Genomic DNA, 18,236 nt, shown 5'->3' with positions numbered 1-18,236 from the left:
ACTACCTGATTTTACTACTATATATTAATTAGTTTTTTTAGCATCGTGCTTTTTACGATAGAAAGTAACACCACCCACTACCAGTAAAACAATGCACAAAGCACTGACGATCAACCTTAGATCATTTCCCTTAAAAATAGCATCCCCGCCAAAAGCATATAAAAACGAGGTCGGAAGGACACCGATCACGATACATAAGAACTGTTTTTTAAAGTCCATTTTCAGGCGAACACCCATATAATTGACTAAAAACGAGGGGATGATCGGGATCATATAACCTAGGATCAACGCAACCATTTTGTTCTTAAAATGTGCCAAGTGTTCTAAGATCCGATTAGGGCGCTTAGTTTCTTTATTAAAATCATGTTCCTCATCAAACTTCGTAAAAAAGCCAGCTACTAGAACATTTCCTAGTGAATTACCTGTAATATTCATCAATAATCCGATAACTGGCCCAAAACAAACACCATTAAAAATACAGATAACTGAACTGGAAAGTGCTGGTACAGCCGAAGTGATCGCCGTCAATAAGATCAACAATAGCGCATCTTTAGGACCACGGTCACGAAAGGTATGCATCAAAACGCTCTTATCATGTTTAGGATCTAAAAATTGTAAATACTGCGCTTCATTATTTTTAAAAATAACATAGATCAGCCCTGCTGCCAAAACGATACCTAAACCACTTAAACAATATAATAATTTGCGATGTCTAATGTGTAACTCAGTCATCTCGCTTCCCCTACCTTATCTTTCTTTAGTTTAAGTTTAACAATTAATTTAAGAAAGTTCCAGTTACTCAAAATATCTATCTAGTATAACTTACATATTATAGGTAGAAACTTACAAAAACACTTTTACTATCCCACTAAATATTATCTCTGAAATAACATTTAAAATAATATAGTTATATTTGTAACTCTCTCCCTCTGAAGGGTGTATATCGATTTTTTTAGATTTGTACTAGCTATTATCCCTCTATATAATGAAAATATATCTTAGAAGAAAGTAGGTTTTTTAATGAAAAACAAATTTTTTATTGCATTTTTAAGTATATTTTTCCTTTTTGGTCTAACAGCCTGTTCTAACGATAAGACAAAGGATACTGCAAGCAGTTCCTCTAGTAGCGCTAAAAGTTCAAGTAGTAAAACAAGTTCGACCAGTAAAAACTCACTTTCACGTGCTAAATCAACTAAAGGTAACTCAGCAAATTTTGCTTTAATGATCAAAACTGCTCAAAGTCAGATCCCAGCCCTGAAAGCTCAGCTCAATGGTGAGAATAACACTTTCAAAGACATTGCGATCGATGAAGGTGAAGATAGTACCGTCATTTACACCTATACTTTTGCTCAACCACAAGATATCTATCTTGATAATGAAGCTTTAAAACAAGTTTTGATCCCAGAAGTTGAGCCTTTAGTAAATGAGGCTAAGGCCATTGCCCCTGATGTTAAAGTCTTGGTAAAATATGACAATCCTGATGGTAGCAATCTAGCTACGATCTCGATCACTCAAGCCGATATAGAAGCAGCAAAAGCAACTACACAAGAGTAAATAAACAAGTATAAAAAATCGTATGAATGACGAAGGGCTCAACACAATGCATATTTTACATCGTGTTGAGCCCTTCGTTTTCACTAGATGACTGCATTTATAGCTCAAAGACGTATTTGAACTATTGTTTCATACTAATAGATACCTTGTGCTTCCATCGCTGCAGCAACTTTTTTGAAGCCTGCAATATTAGCCCCTAAAACAAAATCATCTTCAAAGCCATATTCTTTAGCTGCTTGTTTGATATTTTGATAGATCTTTTGCATGATCTCTTTTAATTTTTCATCTGTCTGTTCAAAAGTCCAACTCAAGCGTTCCGAATTTTGACTCATTTCTAGCGCTGAAACAGCGACTCCACCAGCATTAGCCGCTTTACCAGGAACAAATAAAACACCATGCTCTTGTAAATATTTTGTCGCTTCTAAGGTCGTTGGCATGTTGGCTCCTTCTGCCACAGCTAGAACACCATTTTCGACCAACTGTTTTGCGTCAGCTAAATGTAATTCATTTTGTGTCGCACATGGCAATGCTACGTCAGTTTTAACGCTCCAAACACCGTGTCCCTCATAATATTTAGACGAAGCACGCTTGGCTACATATTCCGTCAACCGCGCACGTTTAACCTCTTTTACTTCTTGTAATAAAGCTACATCGATCCCCGCTGGATCATAGACCCAACCGGTCGAATCTGAACAAGTTACAACTTTAGCGCCAAGTGCTTGGGCTTTCTTGATCGCATAGATCGCCACATTACCAGCTCCTGAGACCGTTACCGTTTTACCTTGTAAACTTTGAGCATGATCTTTTAATAACTCATCGACCAAATACAATAAACCGTAACCTGTCGCTTCTGTTCGGGCTAATGAGCCACCGTATTCGAGTCCCTTGCCGGTCAAGACACCTTCATAGACGCCCTTTAAGCGTTTATATTGTCCGAAAAGATACCCGATCTCACGCGCCCCAGTTCCGATATCACCGGCGGGCACATCCATATCGGCTCCGATATACTTAGCCAGTTCAGTCATAAAACTTTGACAAAATACCATGATCTCGCGGTCTGATTTTCCCTTAGGGTCAAAATCACAACCACCTTTACCGCCACCAATTGGTAAGCCAGTCAAAGCATTTTTAAAGATCTGTTCAAAGCCTAAAAACTTGATGATACTTAGATCAACTGAAGGATGTAACCGTAAACCACCCTTATATGGCCCGATTGCATTGTTAAATTGAACTCGATAGGCATTGTTGACTTGTGTTTGGCCTGCATCATCGACCCAAGCGACCCGAAAGAGTATTTGCCGGTCAGGAGTCGTCAAACGTTCCAAAATTGCTTGTTTACGATACTTTTCTTCATCACGCTCGATCACTGGGCGAAGTGATCCTAAAACTTCTTCAACCGCTTGCTTGAACTCGGCTTGTTCTGGATTTTGCTTTGCTACACGCGCTAAAACTTCATCGACATATCCCATCTCTTATCCCTACTATTAAATAAACGTAGAAAAATACAATTACTGTATTTTGAAAGACTTTAATAGCTTTTCCTTTCTTAAAGAACATAGTTTTTGGTGGCATCTACGCTTGACTTTCTGCTGATCAAATTATATTTCTAATTCTACCCTAATGTATATTTAAAATTCAAGTCCTATCCTCCAAATTAAACTCATATTAAAGTTTAAAACCTCTTTGTTATAATTTTGTATCTATAAATAACCAAACCCGAACAAAAACTGAATTTTTTCAAAGCTTTTAGCTTGTTTTATTTAGATATATTAGCTAAACTTAAGGTTATCTTGATTGCAACCAATTTTTACTGGAGGTGAAACTAATGTTAAAAGAATTTAAGGAATTTATTGGCCGCGGTAATGTTTTAGACTTAGCTGTTGGGGTCATCATCGGTAGCGCATTTACTGCAATCGTTAACTCACTTGTTACTAACTTGATCAATCCGTTTATCGGGTTATTCCTCGGTAAGATCGATCTTTCTGATCTTCAGCTTGCGATCGGCGGAACGACCTTTAAATTTGGGGTCTTCTTAAACGCCGTGATCAACTTCTTGATCATTGCTTTTGTGGTCTTCTTGATCGTCAAAGCTGTCAATAAAGTTATGCCTAAGAAAGTTGAAGAAGAAGTCGAAGATGCTGGTCCTGAACCAGAGATCGAACTTTTATCTGAAATTCGTGATTTATTGAAAGATAAAAAATAAGCCTTGCGCCTCCAAATTAAGGTATACTTATCAAGAACCTTAATTTGGAGGCTTTTTATGTATCATTTTATCATCAACCCCAGCGCAGGCAATGGGCGCGCTCAAAAAAGTTGGACTAAAATACAAAAGAAATTATGCCAATTAAATTTAAAGCATAGCTACTATTTGACTACATCGAGTACAGATTTAAAACAACACCTACGCCAGCAAGCAAAACTCACGCCTAAAACGATCTTTGTGATCTTAGGTGGGGATGGTACGCTTTATCATGCCTTAAATGCCATAGCTTTTCCCACTAAATTAGATGTCATTTTAGGATACATCCCTTGTGGTTCCGGTAATGATTTTGCTAAAGCTGCCCAGATCTCTACTGATCCCAACAAAGCCTTAGCTCATCTCTTGGCCCAAAAAGCCCCACGCACCCTTGATCTAGGGTACTTTAAAACTTCAGATCGTGCTGGGGTCTTCTCAAATAACTTAGGGCTTGGCTTTGATGCCCAGATCGTTGAAATAACGAATAATTCACACTTAAAAAATCAGCTAAATAAATTACACTTAGGTAAATTCGCCTATGCTACTTGCTTTTTCAAAGCACTCAGCCAACAAAAGCCATTTGCATTGACAGTGACTTTGCCAAATTTTCCACCTAAAAATTTTTCACACGCATTTTTATGTACGATCACTGATCAACCATATTTTGGCGGTGGTGTTTCCCTTTTCCCCAAAGCACGACTAGACGATGGAAAACTTACCTTGGTAGTAATTGAAAAAAAGAACTTATTGAACTTCTTAAGTATCTTTTTATTGATGCTTTTACCAGGAGCTTATCATCTCTTAGCCCGCTCTCTTAGCTTTTATACAACTAAAAAGCTTAAACTGTCCACTACTACCCCTCAAATGATCCAAGTCAATGGTGAGACATTTACCTTTCCACCAGGCGAGTTGTTATTAGAGATAAAGCAACAAAAATTTATATTTTAAAAAATATAGCTCTTTTTTCTTGAATACGTTAAACTTATATTATCTAAATAAATACGGGGGAAATATTCGTGAAAAAAAGATTAGTCCAAACACCTTGGTTCTATTGGCTCGTTTTAGTCATCGCGCTAGAACTGATCGCCATTTCAGTCAACTTCTTTTATGCCCCGATCAATATTGCAGCTGGCGGAGCAACAGGACTAGCGATCTTGTTAGATGCTGCTTTTGGGATCAACCGCTCGTTGACAGTTTTACTCATTAATTTACTGATGATCCTCGCTGCTTGGTTATTGCTCGATAAAAAGACTGTTAAAAATATCGTCTACGGTAGTTTTCTTTTACCACTACTGATGTATATCACACCTAGTCAAAAGATAATTGAAGATGATCTATTAGCCGTGATCGTTGGCGGAGCAGTCTTTGCGATCGGGGTAGCTGCACTTTATCGGATCAACGCCTCTAGTGGCGGGACAACTGTTCCACCGCTGATCTTTAAAAAGTATTTCCATATTGATCCTGCTTTTTCGCTTTTAGCACTCGATATGTTGGTCACTTTTTTTAATATCTTTGTTTCTGGTTTAAATGCCTTTTTCATGGCTTCATTTTCATTAGTCATCACTTCGATCGTCATGCGCTATACCGAGGCTGGCCTTGACCATAAATATCAGATCCAGGTAATGAGTCAAACTAAGCTCCCTGAGATCAAAAAAATGCTTGAGTCTGAAGATCATGCAATGACGATCTTCAATGTTCGCGGTGGTTATTCAGCTAATGAAAAAGAATTATTGATGGCGGTCATCGACAATCAAAGCTACGGTCCATTACTAGCTGCGATCCATGATATTGATCCCGATGCTTTTATCATCGCTTCAAACGTTGTCAAAGTTCACGGTGGAACATTTGGGATCTAGTTTTTTTAAGTTATGTTGCGACATAACTTTTTTATTTTACCCAATGTTGACACCGTGTCACTTTGCTGTTATGCTTAGAGCGTAAATTACTTTTATACTTTTAAGGAGAGAGTGCTATGGTTTCACAGACATTTAAGAATCTTGCCCCCCTAAAAAAAGAGCGCATCACTGCTGCCCTTTTGACGGAATTTTCTACCTACCCCTTAAAGGACGCCCAAGTCGCGCGGATCGTCAAAGATGCTCAGATCGCGCGCGGAGCATTTTATAAATATTTTACTGACTTAAACGAAGCTTATGACTATATTTATCACTTAGCCTTAGTTGATATCCATGCTGACCTTAAGCCAAGTTCACCGCAAGAAATACTCAAAGCAACGCGCGCTTTTATCACGGCTTCACTAAAAAGTCCTTATTACGATCTTCTCAAGTTACATTTGACCGTAAATGAATTACCTTTAGCTTTTGTCGACCCTAACCTTTCTGCTACGCGTTGGGTATTGGCAACTTTGAGCCATCAGACCTTAAAAGAAGCTCTAAATGATCCTAAAAATAAAGAGCTTTATCTTACGCGCTTAGAACAAAGTATTACCCAACTTGAGCTAAGCGACAATTAGGAAAGGAAGTTTTACCATGTATCTAGCTTTAAAAGAGATCAAACATGAAAAAGTCCGTTATTCATTGATCATTGCTATGGTCGTTTTGATCAGCTATCTCGTCTTTATCCTGACCAGTCTTGCGCTTGGACTGGCTCGCGAAAATACTTATGCGATCGAAAGTTGGGATTTTAAGCGGATCGCCTTGAATCGTGATGCCGATGTCAATTTGCGACAATCACTACTCACTACAGATCAGATAAACGAACTTAAATTGACTAAAAATGAAGCCTTGATCGGACAAGCACCGATCATTGTCAAAGAAAAAGGGCGCCAAAAGCTCTCAGCTACATTTGTTGGGCTTGAAAGATCCCAATTCGTCTACCAACAATTAAAACTAAGCTCGGGGCAACTTCCCCAAACTAAACAAGAAGTCGTCGTTGATGATAGCTTCAAAAATGATGGCTATAAACTCGGCGATAAAGTATATTTCAACTCTCAAACAACACCTTATACGATCACCGGCTTTATAAAAAATGCTAAATTAAATGTCTTACCCGTTGTTTATGGTTCACTAACTGCTTGGGCTGAACTAAAAAATGTTGGTCCTAACTTTGCTGCTAGTGGTGTTTTATCCAAAGATCCTGATTTCAAAGTCACTGATCCAAAACTGCAAGTGACCACACAAAAAGCTTTGATCGATAAATTACCAGGCTATAGTGCCCAAAATAGTACTTTTACTTTTATGATCGCTTTTTTGATGATCATCTCTTTGATCGTGATCGCTGTTTTCTTATATATCATCACGATCCAAAAACTACCTAACTATGCGGTCTTGCGTGTCCAAGGGATCGCTAACAAAGTCTTGATCCAAAATACGATCGGGCAATCTTTTATCTTAGTCATCACAGGCCTGATCATTGGCGCTTTGCTGACTTTAGCTACTGCTTTGGTGATCCCAGCAAATGTTCCGATGACTTTTGATCTGAAATTTTTGAGTCTAGTTTCTGTTGGACTCGTGCTAACATCAGTTTTAGGTTCCTTGATCCCAGTCAGAGCGATCTTGCGGATCGATCCAGCCCAAGCGATCGGAGGTTGATTTTATGTCAGTGATCGAATTTAAAAATGTTAATAAATATTTTGGTAGTGGTTCAGCTAAAGTCCATGCCCTTAAAGATATCAATTTTTCAGCTGATAAAGGTGAATTTGTCTTGATTTTGGGGCCTTCTGGTTCTGGCAAAAGTACTTTTTTAACAATTGCCGGCAATATTTTAAGTCCTAGCAGTGGCTCTGTTTTGATCAATGGTAAAGAGATCGCCACTTATAGCAACAAAGAAAGAGAACAACTTCGCTTGGAACAGATCGGGTTTGTTTTACAAGCTCATAATCTCGTCCCTTATTTAACGCTCAAAGAACAATTTGAACTGGTCGATCGGGTCAAAAAGACAGGCAATCTAAGTTCAGCTGATCTTGAACGGCTGTTAGCTCACCTTGAGATCGCTGAACTCAAAGATAAATATCCCAATGAACTTTCCGGTGGTCAAAGTCAACGCGCTGCGATCGCACGTGCTTTATATACTGATCCTGAGATCATTTTAGCCGATGAGCCAACAGCAGCGTTAGATAGTCAGCGCGTCAAAAAAGTTGGGACGATCTTACAAGTCTTAGCCAAGCAGCAAAATAAAGCTGTCATTACTGTGACGCATGATCTTCGCTTGATCGAACAAGCTGACAAGATCTATGAGCTAACGGACGGACAATTAGTCCAAAAAAAATAACTAAAAAAACGCCATTACTGGCGTTTTTTTAGGCTTTTAAAATAATAACTACGCCAATTAAATGCCACGTAAAAATGCGGAACTCACTACGATGCAAAATACGCATCCTAGTGAGTTCCGCATTAGCTTATTTCTTGAATTAACGAGTTGAATAGTTTGGCGCTTCTTTTGTGATCTGTACATCATGTGGATGTGATTCACGTAACCCAGCACCTGTGATCTGAACAAATTGAGCATTGTCATTTAGATCTTTCAAGTTAGCTGCACCTACGTAACCCATACCCGCGCGTAGACCACCATCCATTTGGTAGATGATGTCTGCTACGCTACCTTTGTAAGCAACACGACCTTCGATACCTTCTGGAACTAACTTGTTAGCTTCATTGACCCCACTTTGGAAGTAACGATCAGATGAACCGTGTGTTGAATCCATTGCACCTAAACTCCCCATACCACGATATGTCTTGAAACGACGTCCTTCGTAGATGATCGTTTCACCTGGTGCTTCATCAGTACCAGCTAACATTGAACCTAACATAACAGCATTCCCGCCAGCTGCGATCGCTTTGACGATCTCACCTGAATACTTGATCCCACCGTCAGCGATGATCGCTTTACCATATTCACGAGCTACACTGGCAGCATCATAGATCGCTGTTAATTGTGGAACACCGACCCCAGCCACGATACGAGTCGTACAGATAGAACCTGGTCCGATACCAACTTTAACTACATCAACACCCACATCAAACAAAGCACGTGTAGCTTCAGCTGTGGCTACGTTTCCGGCGATCAAAGTTGCATCTGGGAAATGTTCTCTGATCTCTTTGATCTTGCGGATAACACCAGCTGAATGTCCATGAGCTGTGTCAATGACTAAAGCGTCAGCCCCAGCGTTCAATAAGGCAGTTGCCCGTTCAAATGTATCACTTGTTACCCCCACAGCAGCGGCAACTAACAAGCGACCATGTTCATCTTTAGCAGCTGCTGGGAATTCAACAACTTTTTCGATATCCTTGATCGTGATCAAACCTGTTAATTCACCAGCTTCATTGACGATCGGTAATTTTTCGATCTTGTGTTGTTGTAAGATCGCTTCAGCTTTTTCTAAAGATGTGCCTTCTGGTGCAGTGATCAAGTTGCCCTGGGTCATAACTTCTCCGATCTCGACATTGTGATCAGACACAAAACGAATGTCACGGTTTGTGATGATCCCACAGAATTTACGACTATCCATGGATTCAACGATCGGCACCCCGCTGATACGATATTTAGCCATCAACCCTTCAGCTTCAGCAACAGTGTGCTTTGGAGTCAAGAAGAATGGATCAATGATAACGCCACTTTCAGAACGCTTTACCTTGTTGACTTCATCGGCTTGTTGCTCGATCGTCATATTTTTATGGATAACACCTAAACCACCTTGGCGTGCCATTGCGATCGCCATTGAAGATTCAGTAACTGTATCCATACCAGCACTGATGATTGGGATATTTAATTTCAAATTTTTTGCGAGCTGAACACTCAAATCGACCTCATTTGGCAAAACATTACTTTCCGCCGGTATCAATAACACGTCATCAAACGTTAAACCTTTTTTTGTAAACTTAGTATCCCAATTGGACATCGTAAACTCTCCTTTGTTTTAAACTATTATATTGTATTATAATTTACAAAAAAATCTTTATAATTGCAAGTTTTTCTCACCTTATTTTTTGGAAAAATCTTTAATTTTACCGAAATTTTTTTCTAATCTTCGGAATCTGCCGAAAACCCCTGAAGTTTTTCCATTATTTCAAATGAAAGTGGCTGTTCAAAGAGCAGATCCATTGCAACTGCTTTTTTAGGTTTATTTTTAGCACCTAGTTCAACTTCATGCACGCTTTTGGCGATGATCTTAGCTTCCCCAACATAGTAAAATTCAGCCCCAAAAGCATCACTTGGTTTGATAAAGAGTGGCAATTTGACATACGGTGTCCCGGTCTTAACACCTGCCAAAAGTTCTGTCACTTCTTTTGACGCTAATGATCTAGGACTTCGCGTATACCAGCGGATCGCACGGTCAGCTGTCAATGTATTTTGATAACTCTTTTTTTCCTTTTGGTAAGTGATAAAAATCGGACACACATCATCGACCACACGATACCCATAGAGCGGGGCACTGATATCTTTAGGCCAATCTAACAAGCGGCATACGTCTTTACGCGTATATTTTTGATATAGCGTAAAGCGTTTTTGAGGTTGATAATCTTTACTCAACAACAGCCCCGTTTCAATAATATCTTCAACGTGTTGTCTAAATGCTAGCTGGGATAAAGCCATACTAAATGCGTTATTTAGCCGATATTTTCCCTGCTCAAATGTGATCAAAGGTTTAGCCCCATACGTTTCGGAACGTAATTTCTTGCCTACTTTGACTTCAAAAAAGCGCAATGACAAGATCGAATTTACCGAAGCCAAGACTTCATCATCCACATAACACCCTGCTTTAGCTAAGAGCTTGCGATAGTCTTCTTGCGTTATTTCAGCCAACAATAGTTGTTGTAACAGCAATAGTTCATGTTTGCGCATCCCATTCATCAATTCTTTTTCTAAAAAAGCAATAACTTGCGTAGCATAGCGGGATAGCTCTTGACTTACTCCTAGCTTATCTAAAAAATCAGCATAGCTGACTAAGGTATTTCCCTGGGTAAAGATCCGCGGATCTAATTGACTATTGCGATAAAAATCGCGTCGCATCGGTATGCGCCCTAATTTTTGTGACAATTCAAGATAGGCTTCTTTTAGATGCTTGAGGGAATCAAGTTTAGTTCTGGCGATCACAGCTAAGATCTTTTGATAGGCGATCTCATCAAAATTGATCGTTGATAAGCCATAGACGACCTGCTCTTTTAAGTCAGCGACCAAACGATCTTTATTCAAAGAACGGTCATTGGTCAGAGCTTGGGGGATCAGATAGTTATTTTGGTAGTTACCGATAAAATCTAAGATCAAGGTGCTCGTTTTCCCGGGAAATAATCTTAACCCTCGGCCTAATTGTTGAGTAAAAACGATCTTTGAACGAGTATCGCGTAACAAAATTATCTGATCAACACACGGGATATCGATCCCTTCATTAAAGATATCGACTGAGATCAAATATTTTAAGACGCCACTTTCTAAACGTGCAACTGCTTCTTCTCTTTTGATAACACTATCTTCATTGGTCAAAGCTTGACTGGGATACCCAGCAGCTGTAAAAGCTTTCGCCAGTGCCTTTGCTTCTTGTTGGCGGCTACAAAAAACTAAGCCACCTCGACTTTTAGTGCTACCATAATATTCTAATTGCTTGAGAATATGGGTAACGCGCTCAGGAGCAGTTAACTGTTTGAGCGGTGTTTTTTCCGTGATCATTTCTCCTTCAAACTCATAATCGATCACACCTACATAATCAAACGGACATAATAATTCAGCCGTCAAAGCTTCGTCTAAGGAGATCTCATAAGCCAGATTGTAATCAAAGCTACGATACACATTAAAGTCGTCCATTCGTTCAGGCGTTGCAGTCATCCCTAAACAAAAAGCCGGCGTAAAATGAGCCATTACTTTTTGAAAAATCGGTGCCCCTAAATGGTGGGCTTCATCAAACAAAATGTAATCAAATTCAGTCGGCAAAAATTGTTCCAAAGCCTCATCTTTAGCCAGTGATTGGACTGTCGCAAATAAATATTTAGCCTCGGTTTCATGTTTTTTACCCGAGTATGTTCCAAAATCACTAGCCGGACCACCAATAACTTTTTGAAAACTAGCTTTGGTCTTTTCTAAGATCTGTTCACGATGAACGATGTATAAAAAGCGCTTAGGATCATAAGCTTTAACATCAAAAGCCCCTAGATAAGTTTTCCCCGTTCCTGTAGCTGAGACCACTAACCCCTTAGTGTTCCCCTGAGCTCGTAAGTTAGCTAATTGCTGTAATGCTTCTTTTTGCATTCGATTAGGTAGCAGTTTGTTATTTTTAGGCGCAGCTGTGCTCACTGGTGGTCGGTAGCGTGCTTGATAAGCTTTGATCCAGTCAGTCGTCAAAGTAAGTGCATCTTCAGCTAGATGTTTCAAGAGTAGCGCTAATTGTTGGGTAAGATCGGCTTGTTCTTCGCTAGTCACCCGCAACGTCAATTCACAGTTTTTCAACAAAGCATTTCGCGTAAAATTAGCACTTCCTACGTAAGCCGTTTGTTGTGATCCATGCCAAAAAAAATACCCTTTCATATGGAAGGCTTCTTTAGTCACGATCTTAGTCTTAACATTGGGTAATTTTAACAACTCTGTAAATACGGCAGGCGTATTGAAATTCAAATAATCAGCCGTTAAGATCGTTCCTGTCACACCTTTTTTGGCTATGCGTGCCAAAATGGCCTTTAATGGCACTAGCATGTCAACGGTCAAAAATGCTGGTGCTAAGATAAAATGATCACACGTCAATAATTCTTGTTGTAAGTGACTCCATAAAGTCTCGGTTGGCTGATTAGTCAATAATTTAGGCGCTGGTCCCTCTAACTTAGGTGCATATTTGCTATCATATAAGCCAGCTAAGATCGCATTTTTAAATTCTTCACTCATTCAAATTTCCTCAGATCTGTTTGTTTGATGACCTCTAAAACTGGTTCAGAGGGCTTGAGCCACGTAACACTTTCCAGTTGTTCGGGGGTCAACCACCTGTACTCACTAGCTGCCACTAATTTTAAATTATATGTCTTTAGTTTGGTCCAAAAAAAATCGATCTCTAATTCACCATACGGCGTCGTAAAATGCCGTGAGACCTCGATTCGCTCCAGCACTTCACATTGATCGCCCAACTCTTCGGCAACCTCTCTTTGACAAGCTTGTTTCGGTGTTTCACCTGGCTCGAGTTTACCACCAGGAAATTCCCAAAAGCCTCCGCCAAGGCGTTCATTTTTTCGTTTGGCAGCTAAGATCTTACCATCCGAAACGATCACAGCAGCTGCTACTTTTATCATTAGATCACCTCATTAAATTATATTTCGAACAACTTTTTAAGTTTTAAAAAAGAAGAAACCAAGTTGCATCCTTGATCTCTTCTAATTGTTTAACTCTCAGTTTTTACTTCAGTGTCTTGATGTGGACTGACTTCCATCCATTCGATATAGTTTCGGCTAAAATCAGTAACTTTGATATCGAAGTCGCCCAAAGTGATGACTGTCCCCAATTCAACTTTATAATTTTCCAAAAGATAACCTGCGATCGTTACACTCTCAGCTTCTTGGAAATCGTTGGTATAAAAATCAAAGAAGCGTTGGAAATCATAAAGGGTCGTTTTACCTGAAACACGATAGGTCCCATCATGATTATCCACGATATCTTCTTGGATAACATCATCAGCTTCATCACGCACAGTGCCAAATAATTCTTCATAGATGTCACGGTCAGTTACGATCCCACTAGTTCCACCGTATTCATCTAACACGACCACGATCGGCGTTTGCTTTTGGACCATACTTTGAAGTAATTTTTGGATCGGAGTAACCTCTGGGACTGTGATGATCGTTCGCATCAATTTGCTTACCCGAACTGTATCATCAACTTGGGCTTGGCGGATCATATCATAGATATAAACATAGCCCAAGATCTTATCTTTATCGTTATTTGCCACTACCGGATAGCGCGTATACTTTTTGTGTAGATACTTTTCGATCACATCATGCACTGTATCTGTGATATCAACGACCTCTAAACTCGTTCGGTCGACCATGATATCTTTAGCGACCTTATCGTTGAACTCAAAAGCACGTTGCATATATACAAAATCATCTTTATCGATCGCACCACCAGTCACTGCATTGCGTGAAATACTCAAGATCTCACTTTGCGATAAGACATCTTGGCCTTCACCCGCTGGTTTTAAACCGACTAAGCGCACGATCCCAGATGCCGAGGCATTTAGCAACCATACAAATGGGTAAAATGCCACGTGGAAATAATGCAATGGCGTTACAATAAACATCATCACTTTTAATGGCATATCGATACTGATATTTTTAGGTACGATCTCCGTTACGACCACTTCAAGATACGTTAAGATCACGACCCCCAAGACCGCACTGATCGCCACCGTTGTCGCATGGTTGATCGGCATAAAGCCTAAAACATCCGTCAAGATCTTGGTCAAGGTATCAGCCCCGATCCAACCTAAAATGATCCCTGTCGTCGAGATCCCCACCTGAGTCGTTGAAAGATACTCATTCATGTTGGTGACCATCTTCAAGGCTAATTTTAGCTTTCGTTGGTTACCTTCCTCGTTTTCTAACGCACTTTCGATCGCACTTTTACGTACCGATACGATCGCAAACTCTGCCGCGACAAAGAAAGCAGCAAAATAAAAAACAATTAAGATGATGATCAGATTCGTTATCGCCTGACCACTAGACATATTAACTCCATCTCCATTCAAAAATAGTTATCTTATTGATTCTGGCACTCCTAGCTCGATCACAGTAACCGTCAAAGTCCAGTCTCGTTTCTACTATAGACAATCATATCATTTTTTTGAGCAAAAAGCACCTAGACGCATAAGCCTAGGTGCTTTAGAGCAATTATTTAATTGCGGGGATCACAGCGCCATCAAATTCTTTTTCGATCCATTTTTGAGTTGATTTGGATTGAAGGACTTTGACTAATTTCTTGATCGCTTTGTTGTTCTTTTCACTCTTACGAACAGCAATGATATTTACATAAGGTGAATTCTTCTTTTCTAATGCGATCGCCTTTTTAGTAGGATCGATCCCGGCTTGAACTGCATAATTAGCATTGATGACTGTTGCATCAGCTTCGTTTGATTCATAAAGTTTAGGCATCAATTTAGCTTCAAATGTGTGTTTGAATTTGATGTTTTTCTTGTTAGTTTTGATATCTTTAAAGGTTGCATTCGTCAAGTTGGTCCCTTTTTTCAAGGTGATCAACCCAGCATCTTTAAAGATCTGTAATACACGCCCATAGTCAGCAACGTTACTTGAAACATAAACTGTCGCGTTCTTTGGTAAGTCCTTTAGACTCTTATATTTCTTGGAATAGACCCCGATCGGTTCGAGGTGAACACCACCAACATTGATCAAAGAGCCCTTATTTTTCTTGTTCCAGTTATCTAAAAATGGTACGTGTTGGAAGTAATTTGCATCCAATTCTTTATTAGCTAAAGCCTTGTTTGGCAAGATATAGTCATTAAAAACTTTAACTTTTAGATCAACGCCTTGTTTTTTCAATTCTGGCTTCACATGTTCTAAGATCTTAGCATGTGGTTCAGCTGAAGCCCCGACAGTCAAAGTCGTGTCGGCTTTAGCTGTATTAGCTGCTCCTAAAAGCAAGGCTGTCGCTGCAACTGTAACACCTAATAAACGTTTGATACTTTTTTTCATAGTGATCTCCTCCATAAATGATTATTTTTTATAATTACTAACTAACGCTTGTCGATCTTGCGAACTGAAAAGTCGCCTAGATATTGGAATACAAAGACGATGACCACGATCACTGCTGTGGCAACTAAAGTGATCGCATTGTTGTAAGATTGGAACCCATCAGTATAGGCCAATTGTCCCAAACCACCAGCTCCGATCGCCCCAGCCATGGCCGTATATCCGATCAATGAGATCGCTGTAACTGTGATCCCAGAAACTAAAGCTGGTAAACTTTCGGGAATCAAAACTTTATACACGATCTGCCATTTGGTTGCTCCCATCGCATCAGCCGCTTCGATCACGCCCCCATCAACTTCATGGAAGGCTAATTCAACTAGCCGAGCATAAAATGGAGCTGCTGAAATGACTAACGATGGGATCGCAGCTTTAGCACCTGTGATCGCCCCAACAATTACTTGGGTAACTGGTAGTAACAAGACGATCAAGATGATAAAGGGGATCGAGCGAAAAACATTGACGAACAATGCTACGATCCAATTTAAAGCTCTAACTGCAAAACTCTTACTATCGGATGTTTCATAAAGTAACAAACCTAATAATAATCCTAAAACTGCTACGATCGCCACTGAAACAACGGTCATCCAAACTGTTTCCCAAGTGGCTGCCCAAAGATTGGGCCAGTTCACATTTTTAAATTCAAAATATGATGCTAAACCTTGACTATCCATGTTCGATCACCTTCGCTTCTACTTGGAGTTTTTCTAATAAAGTCAATGCTTCTTTGAGTTGTTCAACTGGTCCCACTAGTTGAACGAACAATGATCCAATAGTCCCCTTGTCCGCTAATTGGTGGATCGAGCCTTCTAAGATGCTGATCTCTAATTCAGGGAAACTTTTACTCAATTCATTGATCACAGGACGTTCAACTTGTTGACCATGGAACTTGAGCTCAACTAACTTGCCTTGTGGATTTTTCTCAAGTAAGTTGGTAACAACTTGTTTGACATCAGTTGTTTGTTTGGTATCGACTTCCGCACTGACAAAGCGTTTAGTCAACTCTTCTTTTGGATGCGTGAAGACTTCTGATACCGGACCTTCTTCGATCACTTGGCCATTTTCCATCACTGCAACTTTATCAGCTAAGCGGCGAATAACGTGCATTTCATGGGTGATGATCACGATCGTCAAATTAAGTTTTTCGTTGATCTCATCTAACAGATCTAAAACTTCATCTGTCGTTTGGGGATCAAGTGCGCTAGTCGCTTCATCTGAGATCAAAATATCTGGATCAGTCGCTAAAGCACGGGCGATCCCGACTCGCTGCTTTTGACCCCCAGAAAGCTGGGACGGATAGGCATTGATCCGTTCACCTAAACCAACTAATTCTGCTAAATGCTTAGCTTTCTTGCGCCGTTCTTCTTTAGCGACCCCTACTAATTCTAGCGGAAATTCAATATTTTCTAAAACAGTCCGTGACCACAAGAGGTTAAAATGTTGAAAAATAATACCGATCTTCTTTCTTTGATCACGTAACTCTTTACCTTTTAAATTATCGATCCGCTTACCATTGATGATCACTTCACCGCTAGTCGGTGTCTCTAAGCCATTTAACATGCGGACTAAAGTACTTTTACCAGCGCCGGAAAAACCGACGATCCCATAAACTTCACCCGCGTTGATGGTCAGATCAACATTTTTGACCGCATCAACTTGACCACTGGCGGTCGCAAAAGTCTTTGAAACTTGCTTAAATTCAATCATTTGATCACTACTTTCTCATCGTTAATTTTAAAATTAGGGTAAAAAAAAAAAAGCTTCCACCCCTAAAAGGACGAAAACTCGCGGTACCACCTTATTTTTCTACTTCTTCACAAAAGTAGACTCATCAACTACTAACTCTAAATCAGTAGTCTCAAATTATATCGCATTAAAACGGACCGCAAGCTTGCACCAACGATCAGACTCCGAGCTCATCTTCATCTCCTCTTTCGATCCCCCTTTTCAGCAACCGAGGGTCTCTGTCTATCTACTCCAACAGACTACTCTTCTCATCAACGTCTTTAAATATTCAGTTATCTTTGTTGCTTTGATATTATCTTTATTTCTTTAATTTGTCAATAAGTTTTTTAATATTTTCTTGATAAATATTTATCTATCCGCTAGAACCACTACTAATACTGACTTTTTTACCCAAAACAAAATTATAAAAAACTAACCTAACTGATACTTTATTATTAAATTACTTTTATATCAAAAAGTTCCAAACTCCGCTCGAAGTTTGGAACTTTGATTTATTTAGCTGTCACTTTTTCTTTTTGTGCTTCATTTTCTTGGATCTTTTTCAAGCTTTCAGCTACAGCGACTAGCACTGCATCTTGACCTTGTCCACGGACAAAATCACTGGCTGGGCAGATCTGCATGATATGTAGCCCGGAAGCATTCAAATCAGGTGATACGACTACCAAATAGACATTTACTGGTACACTGGCTTCAAGTTCATCAAAGAAATTAGCGACCCGATTGATATTTTCAAATGGTAAATTGATGATCCCAGTCTCAAGTCGGATCTGGATCGGTTCGTCACTACCTTCGATCGAGAGCTCTGCTTGTTCCAGTTGATCTTGCTTGATCGCATCCATCATTTTTTCCATGATCGGAGCTAAACTATCTGCAATTCCTAGATCTTCAACTTGTGCAAGTGTGGCTAAGATCGTATCTCGATTAAATTTTTCTTCTGTGACTGCTGTGATAAAATCACTGACCTTGATTTCCATTATTTCACATCCCAATTAAATCTTAGTGAACATTCTACA

17 protein-coding genes are annotated in these 18,236 nt (G+C 39.6%); 7 read left to right on the top strand and 10 right to left on the bottom strand.

Annotation, left to right across the window (positions count from 1 at the left end):
- Positions 1-24 precede the first annotated feature (24 nt).
- Entirely contained in the window at positions 25-732 is a 708-nt protein-coding gene (locus LMU01S_RS02450; RefSeq protein WP_056958226.1) for a TVP38/TMEM64 family protein, read from the bottom strand.
- 288 nt (positions 733-1,020) lie between these two features.
- Here LMU01S_RS02450 and LMU01S_RS02445 point away from each other — a divergent pair, with 288 nt between their 5' ends.
- Positions 1,021-1,554 carry a hypothetical protein gene (locus tag LMU01S_RS02445; RefSeq protein ID WP_056958229.1) on the top strand — a complete coding sequence of 178 codons (534 nt, stop codon included), beginning with the start codon at positions 1,021-1,023 and terminating at the stop codon, positions 1,552-1,554.
- A 134-nt stretch (positions 1,555-1,688) separates the two neighbouring features.
- On the opposite strand, the gene gdhA is transcribed toward LMU01S_RS02445, so the two are convergent.
- Entirely contained in the window at positions 1,689-3,023 is a 1,335-nt protein-coding gene (gene gdhA / locus LMU01S_RS02440) for an NADP-specific glutamate dehydrogenase (RefSeq protein ID WP_056958231.1), read from the bottom strand.
- Positions 3,024-3,379: 356 nt separating this feature from the next.
- Between gdhA and mscL the strand changes: the two genes are divergently transcribed.
- The 6 genes from mscL (at position 3,380) to LMU01S_RS02410 (ending at position 8,017) form a co-directional block, all read left to right on the top strand.
- Complete coding sequence (gene mscL, locus LMU01S_RS02435) at positions 3,380-3,757, top strand: large-conductance mechanosensitive channel protein MscL (RefSeq protein WP_056958233.1); 378 nt, start codon at positions 3,380-3,382, stop codon at positions 3,755-3,757.
- A gap of 57 nt (positions 3,758-3,814) precedes the next feature.
- Complete coding sequence (locus LMU01S_RS02430) at positions 3,815-4,738, top strand: diacylglycerol/lipid kinase family protein (RefSeq protein WP_056958235.1); 924 nt, start codon at positions 3,815-3,817, stop codon at positions 4,736-4,738.
- A gap of 68 nt (positions 4,739-4,806) precedes the next feature.
- Complete coding sequence (locus LMU01S_RS02425) at positions 4,807-5,646, top strand: YitT family protein (RefSeq protein ID WP_004051460.1); 840 nt, start codon at positions 4,807-4,809, stop codon at positions 5,644-5,646.
- Between the two features lie 116 nt (positions 5,647-5,762).
- Positions 5,763-6,260 (top strand): TetR/AcrR family transcriptional regulator, encoded by a 498-nt coding sequence (locus LMU01S_RS02420; RefSeq protein ID WP_056958238.1) that lies wholly within the window; start codon positions 5,763-5,765, stop codon positions 6,258-6,260.
- A 16-nt stretch (positions 6,261-6,276) separates the two neighbouring features.
- Complete coding sequence (locus tag LMU01S_RS02415) at positions 6,277-7,338, top strand: ABC transporter permease (RefSeq protein ID WP_056958239.1); 1,062 nt, start codon at positions 6,277-6,279, stop codon at positions 7,336-7,338.
- A 4-nt stretch (positions 7,339-7,342) separates the two neighbouring features.
- Positions 7,343-8,017: an ABC transporter ATP-binding protein gene (locus LMU01S_RS02410; RefSeq protein WP_004051453.1), complete on the top strand. Its 675-nt coding sequence runs from the start codon at positions 7,343-7,345 to the stop codon at positions 8,015-8,017.
- A gap of 139 nt (positions 8,018-8,156) precedes the next feature.
- On the opposite strand, the gene guaB is transcribed toward LMU01S_RS02410, so the two are convergent.
- The 8 genes from guaB to LMU01S_RS02370 all read right to left on the bottom strand — a co-directional run bounded on the left by guaB (position 8,157) and on the right by LMU01S_RS02370 (position 18,197).
- Positions 8,157-9,644, bottom strand: coding sequence for an IMP dehydrogenase (guaB, locus tag LMU01S_RS02405; RefSeq protein ID WP_056958241.1), 1,488 nt, complete (start codon positions 9,642-9,644; stop codon positions 8,157-8,159).
- Positions 9,645-9,766: 122 nt separating this feature from the next.
- Positions 9,767-12,613, bottom strand: a complete 2,847-nt coding sequence (locus LMU01S_RS02400; protein WP_056958243.1) for a DUF3427 domain-containing protein — start codon at positions 12,611-12,613, stop codon at positions 9,767-9,769.
- Positions 12,610-13,011 carry a (deoxy)nucleoside triphosphate pyrophosphohydrolase gene (locus LMU01S_RS02395; protein ID WP_056958245.1) on the bottom strand — a complete coding sequence of 134 codons (402 nt, stop codon included), beginning with the start codon at positions 13,009-13,011 and terminating at the stop codon, positions 12,610-12,612. Before LMU01S_RS02395 ends, LMU01S_RS02400 begins: the two co-directional genes overlap by 4 nt.
- Before the next feature lie 89 nt (positions 13,012-13,100).
- A complete protein-coding gene (locus tag LMU01S_RS02390; RefSeq protein ID WP_004051448.1) occupies positions 13,101-14,441 on the bottom strand; it encodes a hemolysin family protein in 1,341 nt (446 codons plus the stop codon).
- A 163-nt stretch (positions 14,442-14,604) separates the two neighbouring features.
- On the bottom strand, positions 14,605-15,423 hold the full coding sequence (locus tag LMU01S_RS02385) for a MetQ/NlpA family ABC transporter substrate-binding protein (RefSeq protein ID WP_056958247.1): 819 nt from the start codon (positions 15,421-15,423) through the stop codon (positions 14,605-14,607).
- A 41-nt stretch (positions 15,424-15,464) separates the two neighbouring features.
- A complete protein-coding gene (locus LMU01S_RS02380; protein WP_056958249.1) occupies positions 15,465-16,151 on the bottom strand; it encodes a methionine ABC transporter permease in 687 nt (228 codons plus the stop codon).
- On the bottom strand, positions 16,144-17,184 hold the full coding sequence (locus tag LMU01S_RS02375; RefSeq protein WP_056958250.1) for a methionine ABC transporter ATP-binding protein: 1,041 nt from the start codon (positions 17,182-17,184) through the stop codon (positions 16,144-16,146). The genes LMU01S_RS02380 and LMU01S_RS02375 overlap by 8 nt, the downstream gene beginning before the upstream one ends.
- Before the next feature lie 530 nt (positions 17,185-17,714).
- Positions 17,715-18,197 (bottom strand): hypothetical protein, encoded by a 483-nt coding sequence (locus LMU01S_RS02370; protein ID WP_056958253.1) that lies wholly within the window; start codon positions 18,195-18,197, stop codon positions 17,715-17,717.
- Positions 18,198-18,236 lie beyond the last annotated feature (39 nt).

Source organism: Ligilactobacillus murinus DSM 20452 = NBRC 14221, assembly GCF_001591685.1.
Lineage (GTDB): Bacteria > Bacillota > Bacilli > Lactobacillales > Lactobacillaceae > Ligilactobacillus > Ligilactobacillus murinus.
The sequence above is the reverse complement of the archived record's forward strand: the minus strand, read 5'-3'. Positions and strand labels throughout refer to the sequence as shown.